Origin of the sequence: Pantoea sp. RSPAM1 (assembly GCF_038816185.1) — a bacterium.
Classification (GTDB): domain Bacteria; phylum Pseudomonadota; class Gammaproteobacteria; order Enterobacterales; family Enterobacteriaceae; genus Pantoea; species Pantoea ananatis.
The window spans coordinates 2,792,104-2,812,758 of record NZ_CP046137.1; the positions used below are offsets into that span (position 1 = coordinate 2,792,104).

Consider the following 20,655-nt stretch of genomic DNA (forward strand, 5'->3'; position numbering starts at 1 on the left):
GTTTATGTTGATGAACAGGGATTTTCTTCTATGGACTGCATGAGCTTCATCGTCTCAATGCATTCGTTCTGAAGAGAATTTAGTTCTGCGCTCTCAGGATCGTGAATAAAGTGGCTCAGACTCTTCAGCATGCTGATATGCTGTTTTTCATCGATTTTGAATTCCTGTGTTTTTTTATTTAAAAGTGGTTTCATGCCGCTTTCAATTTCTACTTCAAGGCAGGGAAGCAGTGTGCCGTAAACAAAGGAACCGCTGTAGGGCATTACAAAATCATGGATTGTCATGCGCCCTTTATGGCCGGAAATTTCACACTTCTGCTGAACGACAGCATCGCGATAAGAAGCATGCCCTGCAAAGATGATTCCGCTGTCTGTATGACCAGTGACGTCCATACCCACTATGGCTCGATTATCGTCACGCGAGAGCAATGTGTGTAATGACTGCAGATGTTCTGAGGTAACGAATCTGCTGATGAGCCTAAGGGGATACCAGCCCAGATCTCCCATTACACCCTGTGGCTCGAGAGTGGGATCGAATTTAATCTGGCCGGTATTTATGTCCGGCCAGAAAAAAGAGGCCTGGACACGGTTAACTTTGCCCACATGCTCAGTGAGCAGTTCATCTAATTTGCGGTACCAGACGGTATGAATATAATGTGCTGCATCAAGCCACACAATGTTGCTTTTGCGGGCTTCATGCAGAAGCAAATGCATGGAAATTGTATAGGGTAAGGGTTTTTCAATGAGGGCATGCTTTTTATACTGAATGCAGAGGCGGAAAAGCCTTTCTTTCTCCGATGTTGGAGTGGCAATATATACGGCATCCAGAGAACTATCAGAGAAAAAATCGTCTTCGGTACTGTATGCTTTATGCTCAGGAATATGATGCTTACGGGAGAATTCAGTTGCTGAAGAATTCCTTCGTGAAAGGACGGAATGAAGTTTAATGCCTGCTTTTTCACAGCTCTGAGCAATAATATCGGCCATCATGCCGGTTCCAATTATACCCAATCTAACCATAATAGCACCTGTAATCAATTGGTTCAGATACGTTTACGGTGAATGTTTTACCTTCCGGGACGGTTATGATACTGCCCGGTTCTGCCGGTATAATCTTTCCGTCAAAAATAAAATCTGCAAGTCCGGAAACAATCGTAAACCGCTCAGTTTTATCAGCAAGCCACTTGAACTCCCCCTTCGCCATATACCCCATAGTCAATTTTATATCGTCCTGATAAAAATCTCTCAGGACAACCCTTCCATCAAAAAAGATATAAGTTCTGTCGAAGGTCAGTGTGTCAGACATAATCATGAACCAGTGTTTTAACGTAAGGGTCGTCAATGTCCAGCTCTGTTTTGAGTGGGCTTGTAATTACTTCCGGCACAGGATCAAAACCAAGGTGGCTTCGTTTATCGAACCTGAGTTCAGGACTGCGTGTATAACACAGTATGAGCTGTAACCGGTTATCATAAGGGCAGGCTTCGCGCCAGTGTTCTAGTTTTTTTCCGTCAAGCAACAGGCCATCACCGCGTTTCAGATCGTACGCCTTACCGTCAACGTAAATACTCCACTGATCCATTTCTTCAGGGTGAATCCCGACCGAAATAATGTAGTCGACGGAGTTTCTGTCTTTATGTTTTGGTAGGGCGTATCCCTTTTTATAATTCCAAAGGAATGAATAACTGGGATAGACTTTCTCGCCGGTTTCCAACGACATCATTTCACAGTAATAGCTCAATAGAGCCTCTCCATAGGGAACCGCATAGTACATATGAGCATCTTTACTGTCTTTATTCCCCTTGAGGTGCTTCAGATTCTCAGATACGGCAAGGTAATGATAGAATATATCTATCTCACGATCAGTTAGTAAGGAGGGAATAACTTTAACACCTTCAAACATTTATTTATCCTCCATGATTTTCGTGATGAAATTGTCATGTCTAGCCTGTACACGGCTTTCAATTATTTCTCCCGGCATTCGGCTTATTTTAGAAAGCCATGCAATGCCTTCCGGATTAACATGCAGGATTTTTTTGAATGTTGTCAGATGGTCATAAACCATTTCTTTTTTATTGGGGTTAACGCTTATCAGTTGCCTGAAATAATTTATTCCGAGCTGTACATGCCTTGCCTCATCGTTCATTGCACCTTTATAAATCTGGCCTATCAGACTACCTTCACCAAATGCATGAATAAAAAGGTTAAACTGCTCAAGCGCACCGTTTTCAAGAAAAACATGACTCAGAAATATTTCATCAAAGGTGTTCAGTTTTTGAAAGTGCTCAAGATAGAGCTCGCGTGTGCTTGACAGATCCAGTATGTGACCGTTAGCAATTATCGCATAACGTGAAAATAGTTCGGCATGCCTCGCTTCATCATTTACTGCCTGCGCAAGCCCGATTTTCAGGGCGAAGTCCGTGGCCTGAAGCATAAGTTCAGCGGCGTTTTCCATACCTATAAGCTCAACATGAGCGGATAAACTGGCCACAGTAACAGCATCTTCTTTAAGATGTTCCGGATAGTCGTCGTTGACAGCTCTCTGCCAGTCAAGGTTGATGTCCCAGGTCTGCTTCGTCTTGCCTTTAACGTATAGAGCATAGTGTTTGTCATCGAGGAAATTAATTTCACTCATTTTTGGTTGCTTATTCATGTATTTTTATCCTTTTGTGAGAAAAATAAATACTACTTGACATCGAAACCAACAGTAACAACAGAATGAGGCTCGTGATCCTGAATGTAATTTCAAGAGAAAAAACATTAGCAATATACCCACCTACCAGAGGCATCGTTATTGCAACAACCGAGGAAAGCAATTGTATGGTTCCCGTTGCTTTTCCGGCATTTCCGTATCCAATAATTTCCCGTACGCCAAAGCGAATTGAGAAAAAAGTGATACCTGATGACATTCCCACTAAAACGATACATCCGTAGTAAACATAATCAGGTGTTAGTCCTTTGCTGAGAAAGCCAAACAAAGCGAAGGCCGTTGTGTTTATTATTACTGACATTATCAAAATAATGACCGGAGTCAGCGACTTGTTCAGAGCTGAAGCTATTTTTGTCCCCGCTATTCCCCCCACACCCAGCAGTGAAATTATCATTCCGATACTGCTTTCAGCTTGCCCCAACTCCTTAAAAAAGAGGCCAAGCATATCGTTACTCAGGAAAAATGCGAAGTTTGCTATGGTATAGCCGGCCACAAGATAAAATAGTGCGCTGTTTTTTCGGACCTCGCTGATAAAAGAATACTGTCCATCTACATTAGGATTTTTACTTGTTTCTTTATCGTTAATTCCTTCCTGATTTTTTACAGCAATTGCTTCGAAAATCAGGCTGATAACATTCAGTGTTGAAGAAAAAATGATAACCGACCAGACCCCTGAAAACTTATAAAGAGCTACAACGGCAATTGGCACCAGCACTCGACTGAAGTTAATCAGGTATCCGTAAATCTCATAAAATTTTCGCGATTCATCATCGTCTTTGTTCAGCTTTACGTTAGATATATTCAGGCCGCAGCGGGCGGTGGTTTTTATGAAAGCAATGGCAAGAAGACCATAAATATTTCCGGTTAAAATGAATACAGGCGTCACCAGGCTGTTTGTGAAAAAAAACAACGCACGCCACTGGTGAATATGTCCTTTATCTATCAGTCTCCCAAAAAAATGACTGGAAAATAAAAAAGGGACAGCGAAACAGGCGCCGAGAAAACCCATTTCATTTGGTTTTGCATTATAGATATATATCGCAACAATGCTTAGTAACGCATAATCGAGGTAAGTATCAAGCTCGTTGGCTGCGATACCAATATATTTTTTCATAAAAGAGCCCTTCAGCATGGTTGGTAAACAGGCATAAGGTAAGTCCTTATGCCTGTTATTCCATTCTTAGACTGCTAACGGTTGATAATCCATAAATCCTCCTTTATTAAAAGTGGTTTATAAGATTTAATTTCCTGCAGGCGAATTAAACATATCATCACTTAAAAAAGGATGTAAATATAAAATTTGCTTTTGTTATGGACTTGTTAGAAAAAAACTCACATACTGATTGTAAGTTATTGTAAAGTTTGTATTTTTATTTTTTATGCAACTTCTAATACAGATTATTCCTAGAATTTTGCGTCACTATTCGTCAAATTTTAAATCGGTTTTCGCTATCAATATTCATATTATTAATATGTTAACGTTAGTATAAATTATGATTACAGGGGGGCGGGGGGGGGGGGAATGATAACTTATATTGTCTTATTGTGACCTTGCAGAGTTGTGCTGACCGTCACGATGCAGTCGGGCCACTGACTGATTTTTACATATCGGCAAGTGATGTGCTCTTTAATAAACCGGATTACCACCGCCTCGAAGGGACGAGCGAAAAAATACGAATTTGCTTACTCAGGCGCATCCGCGCTTTCTGAACGTCTTAATCCGCGTAGTAAGGCCTTAGTCAGTATAATCGAACCTGTAAGTCTAGAACTGACGGTATTGATAATCTCTGTGTTTGGTTGATCGTCTAACGTTCCTGACAGCCATTAAGCAGCATTGAGGATTAAAATGCCTATGGGCCTGTCTGAACTTAACAATTGTGAAGAAACCTGAGAAAGGGATTCAGGCTGAGTCAAATCACAGACATATCCTTCCGCCACTCCACCTTCAGCCTTGATGATACTGCAAGTTTTTTTATATCATCAACACGCCTCGCGCAAAAATCTACCTCGACGCCTTCTCGTGCCAGCCACACGCTCAGAGCTTGGCCAAATCCTGTGCCGCCAGCGGTAATAACAGATCTTTTACCTTTCAGCATCTTCATCCATCCTTTATTAATGATTGTGTGTGGGTGTAGATATACATGAGGATTTGACTGGCATCTTTCACTTAGTGCAATTTTGAGATAACAGGGAGAAGCTGTACTGCGATTTTTTAATCGCGAGCCAGGTGACATGCAATGTCCGCTTCTGGCTGTGAGTTCAACCGATGGATGCAACACACTTATTGAACCGCTCTGCGGGTGATTCATAGTCTGGCGTTTTTCTCGGCCTTTCGTTGAGCTGTCTGGCAACACTGTTTAGTCTTTGCTGGCTGTGAACCGATAAGTCAGTTCCTTTTGGAAAATATTGTCTGAGCAATCTGTTCGTATTTTCATTTGAGCCACGTTGCCAGGGAGATTGAGGATCACAGAAATAAATCTGAATGTTTGTCGCTACAGTAAATCGAGTGTGGCTGGTCATTTCCGCGCCCCGATCCCATGTTAATGTTTTATAAAGCTCCACAGGCAATTCCCGGGCTTGTCTGATGAGTGCAGATATAACCGTTATGGTCCTGTTGTCTCTGATTTTGGCCAGCATAACAAAGCGGGAATGGCGTTCTACGAGAGTGACTATATAGGAGTTTTTCGAGCCCTGGATCAGGTCACCTTCCCAGTGACCCGGTATGGCTCTGTCTGCAACTTCAGGTGGCCTTTCGCTTATTGGTATCGCATCCGGGATTGATCCTAATCCTTTCCCTTTAAGCGATGACGTTCTGGATCTACGAACCGCTCTTCCGCTTCTGAGGCATTGCTGCAGCTCTTTTTTTAATGCCCCCCGGGTTTGTATAAAAAGCGTTTTATAAATCGTTTCGTGTGACACATGCATTTCCTGATTATCCGGATAACAGCGTTTCAGCCAACCGGCGATTTGCTCCGGCGACCAGTCCTGATGCATCTTTTCTGCAATGATTTTACACAACGTGGGGCTTTCAATTAGCTTACAAGGTTTTTGGTCTCAGGGCACTTTCCCATGCAGTAGCATCCGCTTTTGCTGCACGATATTGTTTTGCACCTCCGTGCCTCTTGATCTCGCGGCTAATCGTTGAAGGAGCTCTTGATAATTTGGCAGCGATGTCCCTGATGCTACGTTTTGCTACCAGCCCTCTGGATATCTCCTCTCTTTCATCTAGCGAAAGCGCTAACCGATGTCGCTTTCGGACAGGGGGACGGTATCCACCAGTCTGGTGGATAGTGGGCATAACAGAAGAATGATATCTGTCGAACATTCTGGCGATATCATGCAGGGAATCACCTTGCTTATATCTGTCCCAGATAATCGCTTTCTGTTCTGGCGTGTAGTAAATGCGCGTTCTTCGTTTCATGGCAACGTCCCCCCTTGATTAAGGATAGCGTTGCATCGACCCGTTGAACTCACAGCACAAAGCGGACGTTCTATGGAGGACAGCCCTCCGCGCAGAACAACCGGAACAGGACAGCCGCACGGGGATGAAATGAGCATGAACACCTGCGGCACGACGGAACGGCGTGACGGTCTTAAAGGGCGCGGCCGCGCCCGGTGAACGCACCGGCGCCAGCCGGTTGCAGCCGTTGACCTCAGCCATCAGACCTTAGCCGGGAGGCCCGAAACGCGGCCCTTTGCGGTTCGGCGGAGACGGGCGGCAGCTTTATCGCCGCCTGTCGGAGTGGGGCTGACGACTGCCCGCCAGGGCAGGAGCCGAAGGGGGCCATGTCCCGGCTGTGGCTGTTGACGTTAATTCAGTAAAGGCAGCAACCACACACTGGCCACCACAAGCGGCACCGGCATATAAACAACAGGGTGATAACGGCCATCAGTGGGAGGCGGTACAGAACGCGACGGGGGAGGCGCGGTGCGTCAGCACCGCCTCTTCCCTGCCCCGCAGGGGCGCGGGGGTGATACGGCGGTGCAGGCGGGGAACATCCCTGCCGTGGGCGACAGGGTTACGGCGGCGTTCCGGTCAGGCGTCTTATGCGTCCTTTCCGGCCTGCGCGTCCTCTGAGAAGGGGGCCAGGCCAGGGCGCAGCATGACGCCCGACACATCAGTATTTTCCCGCGCCTTGTGCAGGTCGAAAGCGGCCTGCATCGCCAGCCAGAGACGCGCGGCAATGCCTAACCCCGCCTCCAGCCGTACCGCCATTTCGGGGCTGACGGCCGCCTTGCCGGACGCCACCTTGCTCAGCGCCGCCGGAGAGACGCCAAGGTCTTTCGCCATTTTACGCAGGCTCACGTTATTGTCTTCCAGGTACTCCGTAATGAAGCCACCAGGATGCGGGGGATTGTGCATCGCCATCAGTGATAGTCCTCCAGGTTGAGAATGTAAGCGTTGCCGTCGGTAAACTCGAAGGTGATGCGCCAGTTGGCCCGCACCGTAATGGCATACAGGTTTTTGCGATCACCTTTGAGCGGATGGAAACGAAAACCGGGATAGCGGCTGAACTCATCCGTCGAACCGGCCTCATCGATGGCCAGCAGGCGCAGCCGGATACGTTCAGCATCCTTTGCCTGAACGCCGCTCGTGTCGCCTTTCTCATAGAGCTTCTGTAACCCTTTGTGCTTCCAGCTTTTGATCATGCTCCATCCCCTTGTTTCCCGTCACGAAACATTATACCAAAGCGTTTCGCATAAGGAAACACTTTACCCGCTGTTTCTTTCGCCCCCTGCGGGCGACTATGAACAACCGCCCGCAGGGGGTGGTCCGACTGAGGCGGTTACGGGCCTGCGTTTACCTGCCCGTCAGACAGCGAACGCATGAAATCCATAATCGCGTTAATTCTGCGTTGCGTTTTCAGACGTTCCCCGAAGTCATTGGCGTAATAGACCGGTGTGTAACGCACGCGGCTGAACTTCAACGTCAGCGTGTTGCCGGTGATGACTTCGGCGGGAATACCCAGCAGCGAAAGCTGAATAAACGCCATATCCGCCGCCACCGGATCAATATCAATACAACTGGCAAACATCTGCTCCGAGGGGTTCAGTCCTGCCTCAAGCATGCATTCGGCCACCGCAACCACCATGCCGCCCGCGCCGCAGGTCGGCTCTGACAGCGTAAACAGCCCTTCACGCTTCACGGCTTCCTGTACGCCAGGCATGAGCATGCGCGCCATCAGCGACTGTACGGAGTACGGCGTAAAATACTGCCCCTGCCTGCCGTCGCCCAGCTCCAGCTCCATGAAAATGGCCCCCAGAAAGTCATGAAAATTCGCTTCCAGGGCGCTCACCATCATGCCGAAAAGCCGGTGAAGGTCGCTGATGTCCTCCGGCCTGTAGCGCCCGCAGATTTTGCGGCAGCGCGCCATGCTTTCCGGTGCGCGGATCGTGGCAAGGTCGAGTTCACTCGCCGCCAGCGTGATAAAGTCGCTGAACACGTCCCAGCGGCGCAGGTGACGGGCCGTGTGCCTGAACACGCTCACGAACTGTTTACGCGCCGTCTCGATGCTCATCATGCGGTGTGCGGGTGACGGCTCACGGGCCGCACTCGCCAGGGGAACGGCAACCGGCGCGGGCGCAGGGTCTTCAGCCTGGTTAAAAAAATCGGCAAAATCTAACTGTGACATAAACCACTCCTTAAACAGCCGCCCTGCAGGGAGGCGGCCAGATTTACATCACGCGAGGCCGAGGCCTGCGTTGACCAGGGCAATAAAGAACGGCCACTGCCTCACCTGCATAGCCGGAACGCGGGCGCGTTTCCCGTTACGGCGGGCATTTACAAACGCCTGCGCGTGTGACACGATTTGCGGGTCAAATTGCATGGTTTATCTCTCCATGTTGGTTTTACGATGCCGGATGCGACTTTTTGCGGGGTACACATCCGGCGTGGACAGAGCAGGCTCAGGCCTGCTTTTTTCATTTCTGACTCAGGTCAAAGGCCTCCTTAACGCGCGTCATGATCTGCGCGTGGTCAAGGCTGCAATAATCCCGCAGCCGGAAGTAACGTGCGCCGGTACGGGCGTAAATGTCGGTCACTTGTCCGCAGTAAAACTCGGCCAGCATGAACGTTTCACACTCCCCGTCTTCACTGCATGACCAGTTCAGCGGATACGCCACGCCCAGCGCGTCGTGAAAGCGGTGAACGTCAATTTCCGCTGGCGCTTTCAGCGCGGCTTTCTCGCGGCCCTGCCAGTAAAGCCGCTCATCCTCGGCGGTTTCACGTTCGCCGTCGTACAGTGCGGCGATAAACGCCGCCTCCTGGTGATTCCGGCATTTCAGCAGGTCGGCATCAAGGCCCGTCAGGACGTCACGGATAATCAGGTTCATGGAGTTCTCCTTGTCTGTGGTTGAGGGTTACGCCGCCTGTGCGGCGCATAAAAATCACCAGATGTTTTCGCGCCAGAAGTAAAAGCCCGCGTCCAGTTCCGTGCGCAGGTCGTTCAGGGCGTATTCCCATGCGCCCTGCCCGATTTCACCGAACTGCGACAGGGCAATGTCACGCGCTGCCAGCCACGCCCGAACCAGCGGGAACGGCAGGCGTGGGCGACGGGCTGACCAGTCCGGCACGGCATCGCGCAGGGTTTCCGCGAGGCTTAACAGTGAACCGAGCAGCAGTTCCGCACGTTCGCTCTCTTCCATGCCGTCCTCTGCCAGATGGCCCAGAAACGCCAGCGTCTGCGCGACACCGGACGGAAGGCCGTTGACGTTTGTCCGTAAAACCCGTGTTTCGGTAGATTCAGAAGCGGCGGTTTTGACGTTGATGTTGTGGGTGTTCATGCTGATTCTCCTCTCTCGGTTGCTGTTAACCATGTTTCGGTGAGTTCATCGCGGCGAAGGGCAAAGTGGCACCGGCCGCCGACCGGAACACAGGCGTCCCGGAAGCCGCAGCGCAAGCGAGCCGGGTTTACGGCGAGTGCGAACGGGTGAGGAACGGCGTAAGCGTACCTGTGTGGGAGGGAGAAGGACTGTGCGACTGTCAGCCCTCCGCGGTGGACCACCGGAACAGAACAGCCGCACGGGATAACATGAGCATGAACACCTGCGGCACGACGGAACGGCGTGACGGCCTTACAGGGCGCAACCGCGCCCGGTGAACGCACCGGCGCCAGCCGGTTGCAGCCGTTGACCTCAGCCATCAGACCTTAGCCGGGAGGCCCGAAACGCGGCCCTTTCCGGTTCGGCGGAGACGGGCGGCAGCTTTTCCGCCGCCTGTCGGAGTGGGGCTGACGACTGCCCGCCAGGGCAGGAGCCGAAGGGGGCCATGTTTCACAGGGGTTTGCTTTAAGAGGAACCTGAGAGAAAAACCGAGGCGATCACTGAGAAAATGAATACCAGGAAGGTGAACACAGACAGGAAAAGGCCGGAAAAGTCCGCCTCAGGACAACCACTGAACAACCCCGCCCGGCTGAGCGGTGCCATCATTCAGCTTCAGCGCATCATACTGAGCAGCCTGATAAAACGTACAGCCCTCATTCCTGCCTGCCAAATGACATACAGGCTGCACACGGCCATGACCGCCATCAGTGACAGCGCCAGCGGATTGTTCACCCCCGTCATCACCTCATGCATGTTTACTGCCTGGACTAAATCCATAACAACCCTCTCTGTCTCATTTACGGGTTCACAGGTTTACCGGTCTTTGCCTCAACACAGCGCACCATGTCGGGCGGGGGGACACTGGTTACCCCCCGTGGTTTAGAAATGCTTTCCCTGAACTGCTCGCAGACATCCATATTGGGCATCGGGGTGACGTTCCAGGTACTGCCACCCGGCACGCCGGATGCGATATCCGTTACTGAACTAAACATGACATGAAGTTAGCAGTGTCCGCTCCTGACACAAAAGCCAACTGACATGCTCGGGAGTGTTCGCCATGTGCGAGAAAAAGACATTAACCTGGTACAGATATCATCAGCGTTTCGGAAATGTTTTAAAGATAAATGCTTCAGATTACCGGAACGCGTTGCTTCACGTGCAGCAAGGATTACAGGTTCCTGAATCGCCCGGCACCAGATTACAGGGCCGGGCAGCAACGTGAGATCTGTTTACGGGCGCATCGCGGTCAAACACTGATCACCGATACGCTCTGTGATACAACTGCTCTTAGCGCTATCCGTTTACCACTTTAAATACGGATATTTCCTGTGCGAGCTGCGCCGCCTCGTCACGCAGAACCTGAGTGTTTTCTGCCGTCTGATTAATCAGCAACAGGTTTTGCTGAATACCGCGCTCCATCTGTGTGACAGCCAGCGTCATTTCAGAAATACCTTTACTCTGCTCGTCACCGGCGACCCGCATTTCCCCCACGACCTGCCTGACGCGATGCACGTCGTTAACCAGTTGGCTCAATTGCTCGCCAGCGCCTTTGACCAGCTTGCTGCCAGCAATCACAGTACTGTCGGAATCGGAAATGAGCACTTTAATTTCCTGCGCGGCACTTGCGCTGCGCTGCGCCAGGGCACGAACTTCGGCTGCGACGACGGCAAATCCTCTTCCCTGTTCACCAGCCCGGGCGGCCTCAACGGCGGCATTCAGCGCCAGAATATTGGTCTGGAAAGCAATACTGTCGATTAGCCCCAGGATTTCAGCAACGCGTTGTGAGGAGCTCTGAATGGCTTCCATAGTGTGCATCATTTCATCCATTGTTCTTGAACTGGTCTGCGCTATTTTTGATGTGTTTTCCGCGACCGTATCAGCAAGCCGGGTGTTTTCGGCATTATGCTGTACTGTTGCGTTCAGCTCTTCCATTGCGGCAGCACTCTGTTCAAGCGCGGCCGCCTGCTCTGCAATCTTGTCTGAAAACGACTGATTGCTGCGGGCCAGACCTGATGCATTGATCGCTACCGTTTCGCTACTGCCTTGTACGCGGGTGATGACACCCGCAATCTTGTCAACGAATATGTTGAAGGCTCCGGCAATATCGGCAAGTTCGTCGCGGCCATTACGCTCAAGGCGACGCGTCAAATCACCATCTCCTGTCGCAATTTCATTCAGGGCATCATAGGTATGCCGTAGGCGTTGGCCAATACGTCGGGTAAACCACCAGGTGAGAATAAGCAGAATAATCATGGCAGGCACCAGGAATATGAAAATATCCCCCATGATTGTGCGGGCCATGCCACTGACCACTTTTTCCGGCGTAACCAGACCTATTATCCAGCCGGTTCCTGGCATGCGGAACAGGGTGACCTGTGCGGATTGATTCAGGTGTGCATCATTAATACGGTCGATTTGGGCCAGTCTTGCATCAGGCCCGAGGCTTTTTAATTTTGACACAACGGGCTGCAGCCAGGTGTCTTTCTGGGCAACCGCGGACAAGGTATTCAGTACCTTGTTATCCACGCCAGGGAAGTAAAGCAACGTACCGGTTTTGTCTGCCGCAAAGGCATACCCCCCCGTCACATTGCCCTGGGTTTTCACAAACTGTGCCAGGTTATTCAGCATCACATCCAGTGTAGCGACGCCCGCGAAACGGTCCCCGACGTAGTAGGGTACGCTACAGGTCACCATTTTGACGCCTGAAACCGGATCCTGATAAACATCAGACCAGGTACAGCGATCGCGTGGCGCATTGCGTGCCTGGGTATACCAGCTTTCCTGGTGATAGTCGCCGGTAGCGGGCTGGTTATATCCGTCTGAGAAGGCCAGTTTGCCGCTGTCTTCACGCGCCCAGAAAAAGCTTCGCCGTGCAGTGCCTGCAACAAAAGCATCCGGCTCAGGCCAGATGCCACCACCGGCGATAGTATGATTACCGTTACTGTCAATCATTTGTGGAAAACTGTTCTGCCACAGCGAAACATCGCGTGGCAGAACTTCTGCCAGACGCGCCATACTGACTGCCTCGCCCTGAATTCCCGCCAGTTGTTGATCTATCTTGCTGACCAGGTTTCCACCGGCCTGCCCAATTAATTTATTGCTGGCTTCAATAATGCGTGGCTGCCCACGTAAGAACAGCACAAGACAGACAATTGCGGTAGTCACGCCTAACAGCAAGACACCACCCAATGTCATTTTTGTAGCAATACGTGCAGGGAACATATTTTATCCTTATTTATCAGGAAACTATTTTTATATTTTGCAGGGAGCATTCTGCGGAATTAGCCTGGTGACATACCGCTAATTTATTATCGGCAGGCGTGTATGAATGTTCAGAAAATGGGCAGTGTATTTCGCTGGTAGTCGCTAAAATGTCAAATCACTGTTATTAGCAATGTCCGCTTCTGCTTGTGAGTTCTTCGTTTCATGGCAACGTTCCCCTTGATTAAGGACAGGGTTGCATCGACCCGTTGAACTCACAGCACAAAGCGGACATGAGTACCCGACCTAACATTAGATGCAACTATCGGTTGATAGCGTCACTTTAATGTACGCAAGACTTCTGAATTGAGATCGTCTGCCCTACGGTCTTTTTTTATCCATCACGGACTATTGCATTTATGATTGTTATCAGCTTTCGCATACATGCCGTTATGGCAACCCTGAAAACCTTTCCTCTGGCGATCAGGTTTTCATAAAAAGCCTTAATTTCCGGGTTATAACGTATAGCCGAAAGTACAGCCATATACAGCATTGAACGGATATCAGATCGGCCCCCCATATAGTCCTCTTCCCCCTGAAATTACCACTATCCCGCGAATAAGGGCAAAGCCCTATGAGGGCACTGATTTTGCGGCGATCAAGCGTTCCCAGTTCAGGCACCTGAGTAAGTAACCCTGCCATCACAACCGGCCCTACCCCTTTAACTTCCCTTAGCAATTTCACTTTTTCTTTCAGCATGGGCATTTTACCGATTCTTTCAGCGAGGACTGCGTCGATGCGCTTGATTTCTAACGTCAACCATTGAATATGACGGCGTATATCGGACTTGATTTCCTGATCTGTCTGCGCTTCGAGACGATTCGTTTCCATCGTGCGGCTGACAACAAGCTGACGCCGGCGGCTGACCATTGCTTTAAGCTTCAAAAGCTCACTGTCACACTTCTGTCTGACCGGCGGCTCCATACGAATGCCGTACTCGCGAATCAGCCAGGCATCCTGAACATCAGTTTTTGATCTAATTCCCATAGCACGGCTGAAGTTCTTTATCAGGCGTGGGTTAACCACAGCAACGGAAAAACCATTGAGCTCCAGTACATCTACAAGTGCTCTGTGGTAGTTACCCGTTGCTTCAATAACAAAAAGAATGACCTGTTGTTTTCTCACTGAATCCAGATTCAACAGTTCATCAAAACCTTCAGCCGAGTTTTCAAAATGAAATGTGTCAGAGTTCTCACTGATACACACATCAAAGCTCTTCTTGGCTATATCAATGCCTATGACTTTTTTCACGTTCATTTCAGTTCTCCCGGTCTTGCAAAATTCGGGCTGGTATTAACCGCCCAGGCAGTTGTTCGGGCTGCTTATGAAAAGAATGCTGCGCGGTCTCCGCTCACCCTCGGGCTTCAAAACCCAGCAGGACGGTCGTGCTGCAGCATCGTTTAACCAGTCTAAACGGGCTTTGTGAACATACAAGCAGGACGCCCTTGACGGCGATGCGGCCCGGCTAACGTGAAGGCACGGTGCAGTCCTGAAAAATGAGGGGAAAAGGCGTCAGAGGGAGGGAACAGATCCGGCGTCAGGCGAAGCCGTCACGCCGGTCAGAAGCGGAGCGCAGCGACGTCACTGTATGTCCGGGAGAGGCCATCAGGTAGGAGCACTAAATGTTAAGTCGCCGTATACAATTTGATCACCCGTCAGGCCACCTGTTTACGGCCGGGGCCAAACACACAGCAAAACTCACCTGCATAAAGAGAATAAAATGAAAATATCTACCCGCCTTGCCACAGGCTTCGGCCTGATCATTACCCTTTTCATACTCTGCACCGGCATAGCCGAGCAGGCCTTTCATGCCTCCCGCGAAAGCATGGATGAAACCGTCAACGTCAAGATGAAAAAATACAGTCTTACCCAGGATATGCTGGGTGAACTGCGCGACATGGCCGTCGCGGTAAGAACGATCGGCCTTTACAGTACCCCGGAGGAAATGCAGCCCGCCTACCAACGCCTGCAGGAGAGCAAGGCGAATTTTATTACCAACCGGCAACTGCTTACCGGCATCATGAAAACCGACTCAACGCCGGCGGGTCTGGAAGCGTTCAGAAGGCTTAACGACGCGGAAGACCCCTTCTTTACGGCGTTTGAACAGGCCTGCCAGCTCGGGCTGGCCAACCGCGACAAGGATTTTATGGCCTACATGACAAAAGAGGTGCGCCCTGTTCAGAACCGCATGCTCAGCGCACTCGGCGACCTTGCGCGGGTGCAGCAGAAAAACAGTCAGGATGCGGTGACACAGCTCAGTGCCTCCACCGCGCGCGCCTCACTGATTGTGCTGCTGCTGGCCGGCGCATCCGTGCTCATCGCCGTGGGGGCCTGCGTCTTTATCACCCGGACGCTGATGCGCCAGCTGGGCGGTGAGCCCGCGCAGGCGCAGGCGCTGGCCGCCACCATCGCCGCCGGTGACCTGACCACCCCAGTCACCCTTCGCCGCAACGACGCAACCAGCCTGCTGGCCTCGCTTGACGGTATGCAGGCTAACCTGCGCGGACTGGTCTCGCAGATTAAGGACACAGCCGGCTCTGTGGCGCTGGCAGCTGACGAAATCGCACAGGGCAATACCGAACTGTCGTCCCGCACCGAAGAACAGGCCGCCGCGCTGCAGGAAACGGCCGCCAGCATGGAGCAGCTCACCGCCACGGTGAAAAGCAATACCGCCGGTGCGCAGCAGACGGCAGAATCCGCCCGCGACACCGCACAGCTCGCTCGCGAAGGTGGTTCCGAAGTTCAGCGCATGTCGGTGACCATGCAGGACATCTCGGTGAGTGCCACGAAAGTCCGCGACATCACGTCGGTTATTGAAAGCATCGCGTTCCAGACCAACATCCTGGCGCTGAACGCCGCCGTTGAGGCGGCGCGTGCAGGAGAAGAAGGCCGCGGCTTTGCCGTGGTGGCCGGTGAAGTGCGCACACTGGCGCAGCGCAGCGCCACGGCCGCAAAGGATATCAAGACGCTCATTGAGCAAGCCTTTGAGCAGATCGAGAGCGGGGTTACCGTTGCCTCGTCAACCGGACAGAGCATCCTGAAGGTGGTCGGTATGGTCGGCGAACTGGCAGAGGCGATGGACACCATATCCCTGGCGTCGTCCGAGCAGATGCAGGGCATTTCACAGGTCAGCGTGGCCGTGAGCCAGATGGACGGCGTAACGCAGAACAACGCGGCGCTGGTCGAGGAATCGTCGTCGGCCTCACGGTCGTTGTCTGAGCAGGCACACGCGCTGCGCGGTATGGTGGAGGCGTTTCGTGTCTGATGATAACAAGCCCTCTCACGAGGAAAGACTGATAACGTCCGTCAGGATGATGAAAGCGGATATGGACGCGATTTACACGCAGCTGAGGGACGGAGTTTATGCTGACCCGGACACCTTTGTGAATAACTGGGCGCATCTGATAGACCGGGTCAAACAAATGACGCCGGTGCTCCGTGAGCCCGGCGTCACGGAGACGCTGCTGCGTATTGACGTACTGCTTACTGCAGAGCTACTGGCCATGACGCATGCCGTAGGCATCATTGAGAACTTTATGCGGTGCCTGGAGCATCAGACCACAGAGAGAAGCCATAAACCGCAATAAAATCTGACCTCACCTGACAATTGAATGTCACAAAGCCCGGGTTTACCGTAAAGCGGCTGTGTTGCATTCGTTGCCATAAATTTGTTCAGCGCCTGATGGCGCACCCGCCGTGACCATACCGGCGGGCTTTTTTTGCCAGAATACTGCCCGTGTCCGGGATGAGTAGCCAGTAAACTGCTCATCAGCCCCCTGAAAATCGCAACAGGACCGGTTTTTTTTCCGCACAGCCTCCCTTTTTTACCCCGGCTAAAAGATATCCACCGGTTCATCTGGCGCGGGTACATACCCGTCCGTAAGGCCCGTCTTTATCTGTGATTTTCACCCATATCAGCGCTCCAGAAACACACAAAGTTTCTGGTTGAGCCTGTCGTTGAATGTTAAATTTCCCGAATCAAACCGGATTAAGACAGGGAACTGACAGTGCTAAAGGCGCTTGTGACAGGAAAATTAAGTCTGGCAAAAACATTCTGGGGATGGGGATTCGGCGGAACCGCGCTGATTGTGGCCATCAGCAAGGCAGGTGCATATGCAGGGTATTACTGGGTGATCCCGGTGAGTCATGTTTTGCAGTCCCTGCTTTCACTGGCGGTGCTGTCCGGCCTGACGTTCATCCTTAAGGAGAAGCACTCCTTTCTGGGTGCCTTACTCGGCGGCATCGCTTTTGCCATTTTTCTGGCGCACTTCATCTTGAGCGCAATATTTGCCGTGCGCTTTTCGTCAGTGATTTTTTTCTGATTACCGGCAGGCTTTAAAATGAGATGGAATGCTTCAGCTAAAAAACCTGCTCAGTGTATCTGTGCCAGATGACATTCAGGACCGGCGTCTTACCCCGATCTCTCAGGAGAGGGCTGCAGGTGAAGCCGGTAACGCCCTCTAACAGACTGACAAATTTTTTGAGTACCACTGCACGGTACGTTGTTTATCATGAATGTGCTGTGAGTTTCCAGAAGCCTCATAAGAGTAGTCACTTGTCCTTCTTGCCCGGTTGCCCGGGCTTTTTTAACGCCCCTGACTGAGTTTCCTGAGTTCCGACATCGCCTGACGGACCATCCAGAAGCCGGGCGAATAAAACACGCGGCCCAGCTTTTCCGCTACGGCCGGCGTGACTGTCAGTCTGTCCCGCAGAATGAGCCGGACCTCATGCTCCCGCAGCCCGGAACGCCGGCAAATTTTGTCCACGCTCATGTCGTATTCACCCAGCAGGGACGCCAGAAAACGGCCCACTGATTCATGCTCATCCATAAAAGCGTCCTTCGTCCGTGATTTCACCCGAGCATAAAACATGCACCTGTCCTGTTCAACGTTCACACAGCCAGATAATACCGCCCTTAAAACGTGAGCCGGCAACGCTCGCCGCAGAACACGGCTGAGGCGTACCGCAGCGGAGCGAGGAACGAACAGCCGTGTCGGGGAAGCGTCATTTCACTGATGCCCGCAACGACTGCTTACGTGCTCCCCTGACTGAAACTGCCTGACAAAAAAATTATTAGCCTGCTCAGTAAGATAAGCGTCCCCTGAATTGCCTGGCGTCCGGTTCCCCTTGCCATGCGACTCCGGCTCAATAATACTGTTTTTATATACAGTGTTATTTGAGGGGGGAATTTATCATGTCAGAATCATTCACTGCCGCACCGGCTTCAGGTCATTCAGTCCGGAGAGCGGCACCATGAAAGCAACATCCTCCCGGAGCGGGCTGACGGTATTCAGGCCTGCCGACATCCGTCCCGTGATGCGCATCCCGCTGTTTGTGGAGCGCTGCGCGGCAGGCTTCCCCTCCCCTGCCACCGACTACGTCGAGGCAGAGCTGGACCTGAACGAGCTCTGCATCACCCACCGGGCCGCCACGTTTTTTGTGCGCGCCAGCGGCAGCAGCATGGAAGACCTGGGACTGTATGACGGTGACGTGATGGTCGTCGATCGCGCGAAGGAAGCCACGCACGGTGACATCGTCATCGCCGAGGTCGGCGGGGAGTTCACCGTCAAGCGCCTGCAGCTGCAGCCACAGATTGCGCTGCGCCCGATGAACCCGGCCTATCCGGTGATATACCCCGAGGAGCTGCACCTCCTGGGCGTGGTCACCTGGTTTTTCCACAATACCGAGGCACGCCGGAGGTAACCATGCCGATGTTTGGTCTGGCTGACGTCAACAGCTTCTACGCGTCCTGTGAGGCCCTTTTCCGGCCTGATTTACGGGGAAAACCTGTCGTCGTCCTTTCGAACAACGATGGCTGCGTCATAGCAAGAAGCAAAGCGGCCAAAGCCCTGGGCATAAAAATGGGGGTGCCGTGGTTTCAGTTAAAAGCGCTGGATTTCCCTGAAAAGGTTCACATTTTCAGCTCAAACTACGCCTTATAGTAAGTTAAGTGGAATGCAACATTGAGTGATTAAGCTTTAAGCAGGGATATTGCTTTTAGAGGTAAACGCCATGCTGATTCCACCCAATGAACATGCCCTGTTACTGGCAGAGCGCTGGCTGAGGCTGTTATCGGATCTGGGTCGCGCGCAGGCTTCGCTTGAATCGCCACGAGTTTAACAGACACCTCAGAGTCATTTAAGATGACTTAAAAGAGAGGTGCACATGAGCGGTAAGCATTATCCCAAAGAGTTTAAAATTGAAGCAGTCAAACAGGTTGTTGATCGTGGTTATTCTGTTTCCAGCGTTGCAACACGTCTTGATATCTCCACCCACAACCTTTACGCCTGGATAAAAAAGTACGGTCCGGATTCTTCCATTAATAAAGAACAATCAGATGCCCAGGCCGAGGTCCGCCGTCTCCATAAAGAGCTGAAGCAGGTTACCGACGAACGGGACATATTAAAAAAAGCCGCGGCGTACTTAGTAAAGCTGTCCGAGTGAGGTACGCCTTTATCCGTGACAACACCCGTTGCTGGCCTGTTCACCTGCTCTGTCGGGTGCTGGATGTTCATTCCAGTGGTTTTTACGCCTGGCTTCAGCAGCCGCATTCACAACGCCATCATGCAGACCTGAGACTGACGGGACAGATTAAACAGTTCTGGCTGGAATCGGGATGCGTCTGTGGTTATCGCAAGATTCATCTGGATCTGAGGGACAGCGGGCAACAGTGCGGAGTCAACAGAGTCTGGCGACTGATGAAACGTGTCGGGATAAAGGCCCAGGTAGGCTACCGGAGTCCGCGTGCACGTAAAGGCGAGGTCAGTATCGTGTCGCCCAACAGGCTCCGGCGGCAGTTCAATCCGGATACTCCGGATGAGCGTTGGGTAACGGACATAACCTACATCAGGACCCATGAAGGATGGCTGTATCTTGCCGTGGTTGTTGATCTGTTTTCACGCAAAATTATCGGCTGGTCCATGCAATCCCGGATGATATAGGACATTGTTCTGAACGTACTGCTGATGGCTGTATGGCGAAAAAGGTGCTGGTTCATTCGGAACAGGGTAGTCAGTACACAAGCCATGAGTGGCAGTCGTTCCTGAAATCATACAGCCTGGAGGGCAGCATGAGCCGTCGCGGTAACTGCCACGATAATGCGGTTGCAGAAAGCTTTTTCCAGTTGTTGAAACGCGAACGGATAAAGAAAAAGATCTACCGAACGCGGGAAGAAGCCCGCAGTGATATTTTTGATTACATCGAAATGTTTTATAACAGTAAGCGTCGGCATGGTTCGAGCGATCAGATGTCACCGACAGAATATGAAAGCCAGTATTATCAACGACTCAGAAGTCGTCTAGATTATCCGTGGCGATTCAATGAGATGTTTTAATATAATTCACCGCTAATCAAGTATTCCCGGATAAGTTCACGTGCACGATGAAGCCGGCTTTTAATTGCAGCCGTACTTTCATCAAGCTTTAAGGCGATTTCAGAAATGGTGAGATCTTCGAAGTCGCGGAGCAGAATCACTTCAAGGTAATGGGCTGGCAAGGACTCCAGGGCTCTTGCAAGATCGATACGGAGTGAATCTGAACTTCTCTCCTGAATGATTTTTTCCGCAATATCCTCTTCAAGCGGTTCGTGCCGGAACATCATGCGTTGTAATTTCTGGCACTCTCTTCGGATTACGGTAAATAACCATGATGAAAACGCGGCAGCTGCTTTTAAACCAGCCACCTTACGTGAAATAACCAATAAAGACTCCTGAACTGCATCATCAACATCACTGGCATGGCAGTGCCGGCGGGCATAACGGCGAACATCTGCCTGAGTGACAGCAAGTAAAGTTGATATTGCATTGCTATCACCTGTCTGAGCTGCTTCAATTAGGCTTTGAGTGGCTTTTGTACCCATATACCCTC

At 51.3% G+C, this 20,655-nt stretch carries 20 protein-coding genes and 4 pseudogenes; 6 read left to right on the top strand and 18 right to left on the bottom strand.

What is annotated here, in order from left to right:
* Positions 1–2: 2 nt before the first annotated feature.
* The 16 genes and pseudogenes from GKC68_RS13530 to GKC68_RS13605 form a co-directional block, all read right to left on the bottom strand.
* Complete coding sequence (locus tag GKC68_RS13530; RefSeq protein WP_342656252.1) at positions 3–989, bottom strand: Gfo/Idh/MocA family oxidoreductase; 987 nt, start codon at positions 987–989, stop codon at positions 3–5.
* A 22-nt stretch (positions 990–1,011) separates the two neighbouring features.
* Positions 1,012–1,305, bottom strand: coding sequence for a pyrimidine/purine nucleoside phosphorylase (locus tag GKC68_RS13535; RefSeq protein WP_264253678.1), 294 nt, complete (start codon positions 1,303–1,305; stop codon positions 1,012–1,014).
* Positions 1,298–1,900, bottom strand: a complete 603-nt coding sequence (locus tag GKC68_RS13540; protein ID WP_221611983.1) for a hypothetical protein — start codon at positions 1,898–1,900, stop codon at positions 1,298–1,300. The genes GKC68_RS13535 and GKC68_RS13540 overlap by 8 nt, the downstream gene beginning before the upstream one ends.
* Positions 1,901–2,650 (bottom strand): ferritin-like domain-containing protein, encoded by a 750-nt coding sequence (locus GKC68_RS13545; protein ID WP_264253677.1) that lies wholly within the window; start codon positions 2,648–2,650, stop codon positions 1,901–1,903. It abuts the gene before it with no gap.
* Positions 2,643–3,821 carry an MFS transporter gene (locus GKC68_RS13550; protein WP_264253676.1) on the bottom strand — a complete coding sequence of 393 codons (1,179 nt, stop codon included), beginning with the start codon at positions 3,819–3,821 and terminating at the stop codon, positions 2,643–2,645. The genes GKC68_RS13545 and GKC68_RS13550 overlap by 8 nt, the downstream gene beginning before the upstream one ends.
* Positions 3,822–4,402: 581 nt before the next feature.
* A pseudogene (locus GKC68_RS13555) lies at positions 4,403–4,803 on the bottom strand (SDR family oxidoreductase); the annotation flags it as partial.
* A gap of 163 nt (positions 4,804–4,966) precedes the next feature.
* Positions 4,967–6,128, bottom strand: a pseudogene (locus GKC68_RS13560) (IS30 family transposase).
* A 624-nt stretch (positions 6,129–6,752) separates the two neighbouring features.
* Complete coding sequence (locus GKC68_RS13565) at positions 6,753–7,142, bottom strand: HigA family addiction module antitoxin (RefSeq protein WP_332306698.1); 390 nt, start codon at positions 7,140–7,142, stop codon at positions 6,753–6,755.
* Positions 7,076–7,357 (bottom strand): type II toxin-antitoxin system RelE/ParE family toxin, encoded by a 282-nt coding sequence (locus GKC68_RS13570; protein ID WP_019104686.1) that lies wholly within the window; start codon positions 7,355–7,357, stop codon positions 7,076–7,078. The genes GKC68_RS13565 and GKC68_RS13570 overlap by 67 nt, the downstream gene beginning before the upstream one ends.
* 137 nt (positions 7,358–7,494) lie before the next feature.
* Positions 7,495–8,340, bottom strand: a complete 846-nt coding sequence (locus tag GKC68_RS13575; protein ID WP_342656253.1) for an N-6 DNA methylase — start codon at positions 8,338–8,340, stop codon at positions 7,495–7,497.
* 48 nt (positions 8,341–8,388) lie between these two features.
* Positions 8,389–8,535 (bottom strand): hypothetical protein, encoded by a 147-nt coding sequence (locus GKC68_RS13580; protein WP_019106772.1) that lies wholly within the window; start codon positions 8,533–8,535, stop codon positions 8,389–8,391.
* A 94-nt stretch (positions 8,536–8,629) separates the two neighbouring features.
* Positions 8,630–8,959: a hypothetical protein gene (locus GKC68_RS13585; protein WP_264239176.1), complete on the bottom strand. Its 330-nt coding sequence runs from the start codon at positions 8,957–8,959 to the stop codon at positions 8,630–8,632.
* Between the two features lie 135 nt (positions 8,960–9,094).
* Entirely contained in the window at positions 9,095–9,490 is a 396-nt protein-coding gene (locus GKC68_RS13590; RefSeq protein WP_342656254.1) for a hypothetical protein, read from the bottom strand.
* Positions 9,491–10,141: 651 nt separating this feature from the next.
* Complete coding sequence (locus GKC68_RS13595) at positions 10,142–10,306, bottom strand: hypothetical protein (protein WP_311093068.1); 165 nt, start codon at positions 10,304–10,306, stop codon at positions 10,142–10,144.
* 516 nt (positions 10,307–10,822) lie between these two features.
* Entirely contained in the window at positions 10,823–12,751 is a 1,929-nt protein-coding gene (locus GKC68_RS13600; protein ID WP_342656255.1) for a methyl-accepting chemotaxis protein, read from the bottom strand.
* 462 nt (positions 12,752–13,213) lie between these two features.
* Positions 13,214–14,047: an IS110 family transposase gene (locus GKC68_RS13605; protein ID WP_268988475.1), complete on the bottom strand. Its 834-nt coding sequence runs from the start codon at positions 14,045–14,047 to the stop codon at positions 13,214–13,216.
* A gap of 463 nt (positions 14,048–14,510) precedes the next feature.
* Here GKC68_RS13605 and GKC68_RS13610 point away from each other — a divergent pair, with 463 nt between their 5' ends.
* The 3 genes from GKC68_RS13610 to GKC68_RS13620 all read left to right on the top strand — a co-directional run bounded on the left by GKC68_RS13610 (position 14,511) and on the right by GKC68_RS13620 (position 17,112).
* Positions 14,511–16,055, top strand: a complete 1,545-nt coding sequence (locus tag GKC68_RS13610) for a methyl-accepting chemotaxis protein (protein WP_047714791.1) — start codon at positions 14,511–14,513, stop codon at positions 16,053–16,055.
* Entirely contained in the window at positions 16,048–16,377 is a 330-nt protein-coding gene (locus tag GKC68_RS13615) for a hypothetical protein (protein WP_028722234.1), read from the top strand. Before GKC68_RS13610 ends, GKC68_RS13615 begins: the two co-directional genes overlap by 8 nt.
* A 420-nt stretch (positions 16,378–16,797) precedes the next feature.
* On the top strand, positions 16,798–17,112 hold the full coding sequence (locus GKC68_RS13620) for a hypothetical protein (RefSeq protein WP_028722235.1): 315 nt from the start codon (positions 16,798–16,800) through the stop codon (positions 17,110–17,112).
* A gap of 264 nt (positions 17,113–17,376) precedes the next feature.
* On the opposite strand, the gene GKC68_RS13625 is transcribed toward GKC68_RS13620, so the two are convergent.
* Complete coding sequence (locus GKC68_RS13625; RefSeq protein ID WP_047714792.1) at positions 17,377–17,619, bottom strand: XRE family transcriptional regulator; 243 nt, start codon at positions 17,617–17,619, stop codon at positions 17,377–17,379.
* A 424-nt stretch (positions 17,620–18,043) separates the two neighbouring features.
* On the opposite strand from GKC68_RS13625, the gene umuD reads away from it, so the two are divergent.
* The 3 genes and pseudogenes from umuD to GKC68_RS13640 all read left to right on the top strand — a co-directional run bounded on the left by umuD (position 18,044) and on the right by GKC68_RS13640 (position 20,123).
* The gene (gene umuD, locus GKC68_RS13630; protein ID WP_080740482.1) at positions 18,044–18,493 is read left to right on the top strand and encodes a translesion error-prone DNA polymerase V autoproteolytic subunit; all 450 of its coding nucleotides are present in this window, start codon (positions 18,044–18,046) and stop codon (positions 18,491–18,493) included.
* A gap of 8 nt (positions 18,494–18,501) precedes the next feature.
* Positions 18,502–18,762 (top strand): annotated as a pseudogene (locus GKC68_RS13635) (DNA polymerase V subunit UmuC); the annotation flags it as partial.
* 193 nt (positions 18,763–18,955) lie between these two features.
* A pseudogene (locus GKC68_RS13640) lies at positions 18,956–20,123 on the top strand (IS3 family transposase).
* Here GKC68_RS13640 and GKC68_RS13645 read toward each other — a convergent pair.
* On the bottom strand, positions 20,120–20,647 hold the full coding sequence (locus GKC68_RS13645; RefSeq protein WP_024472281.1) for an RNA polymerase sigma factor: 528 nt from the start codon (positions 20,645–20,647) through the stop codon (positions 20,120–20,122). The pseudogene GKC68_RS13640 and the gene GKC68_RS13645 sit on opposite strands and share 4 nt — an antisense overlap.
* Between the last annotated feature and the right edge of the window lie 8 nt (positions 20,648–20,655).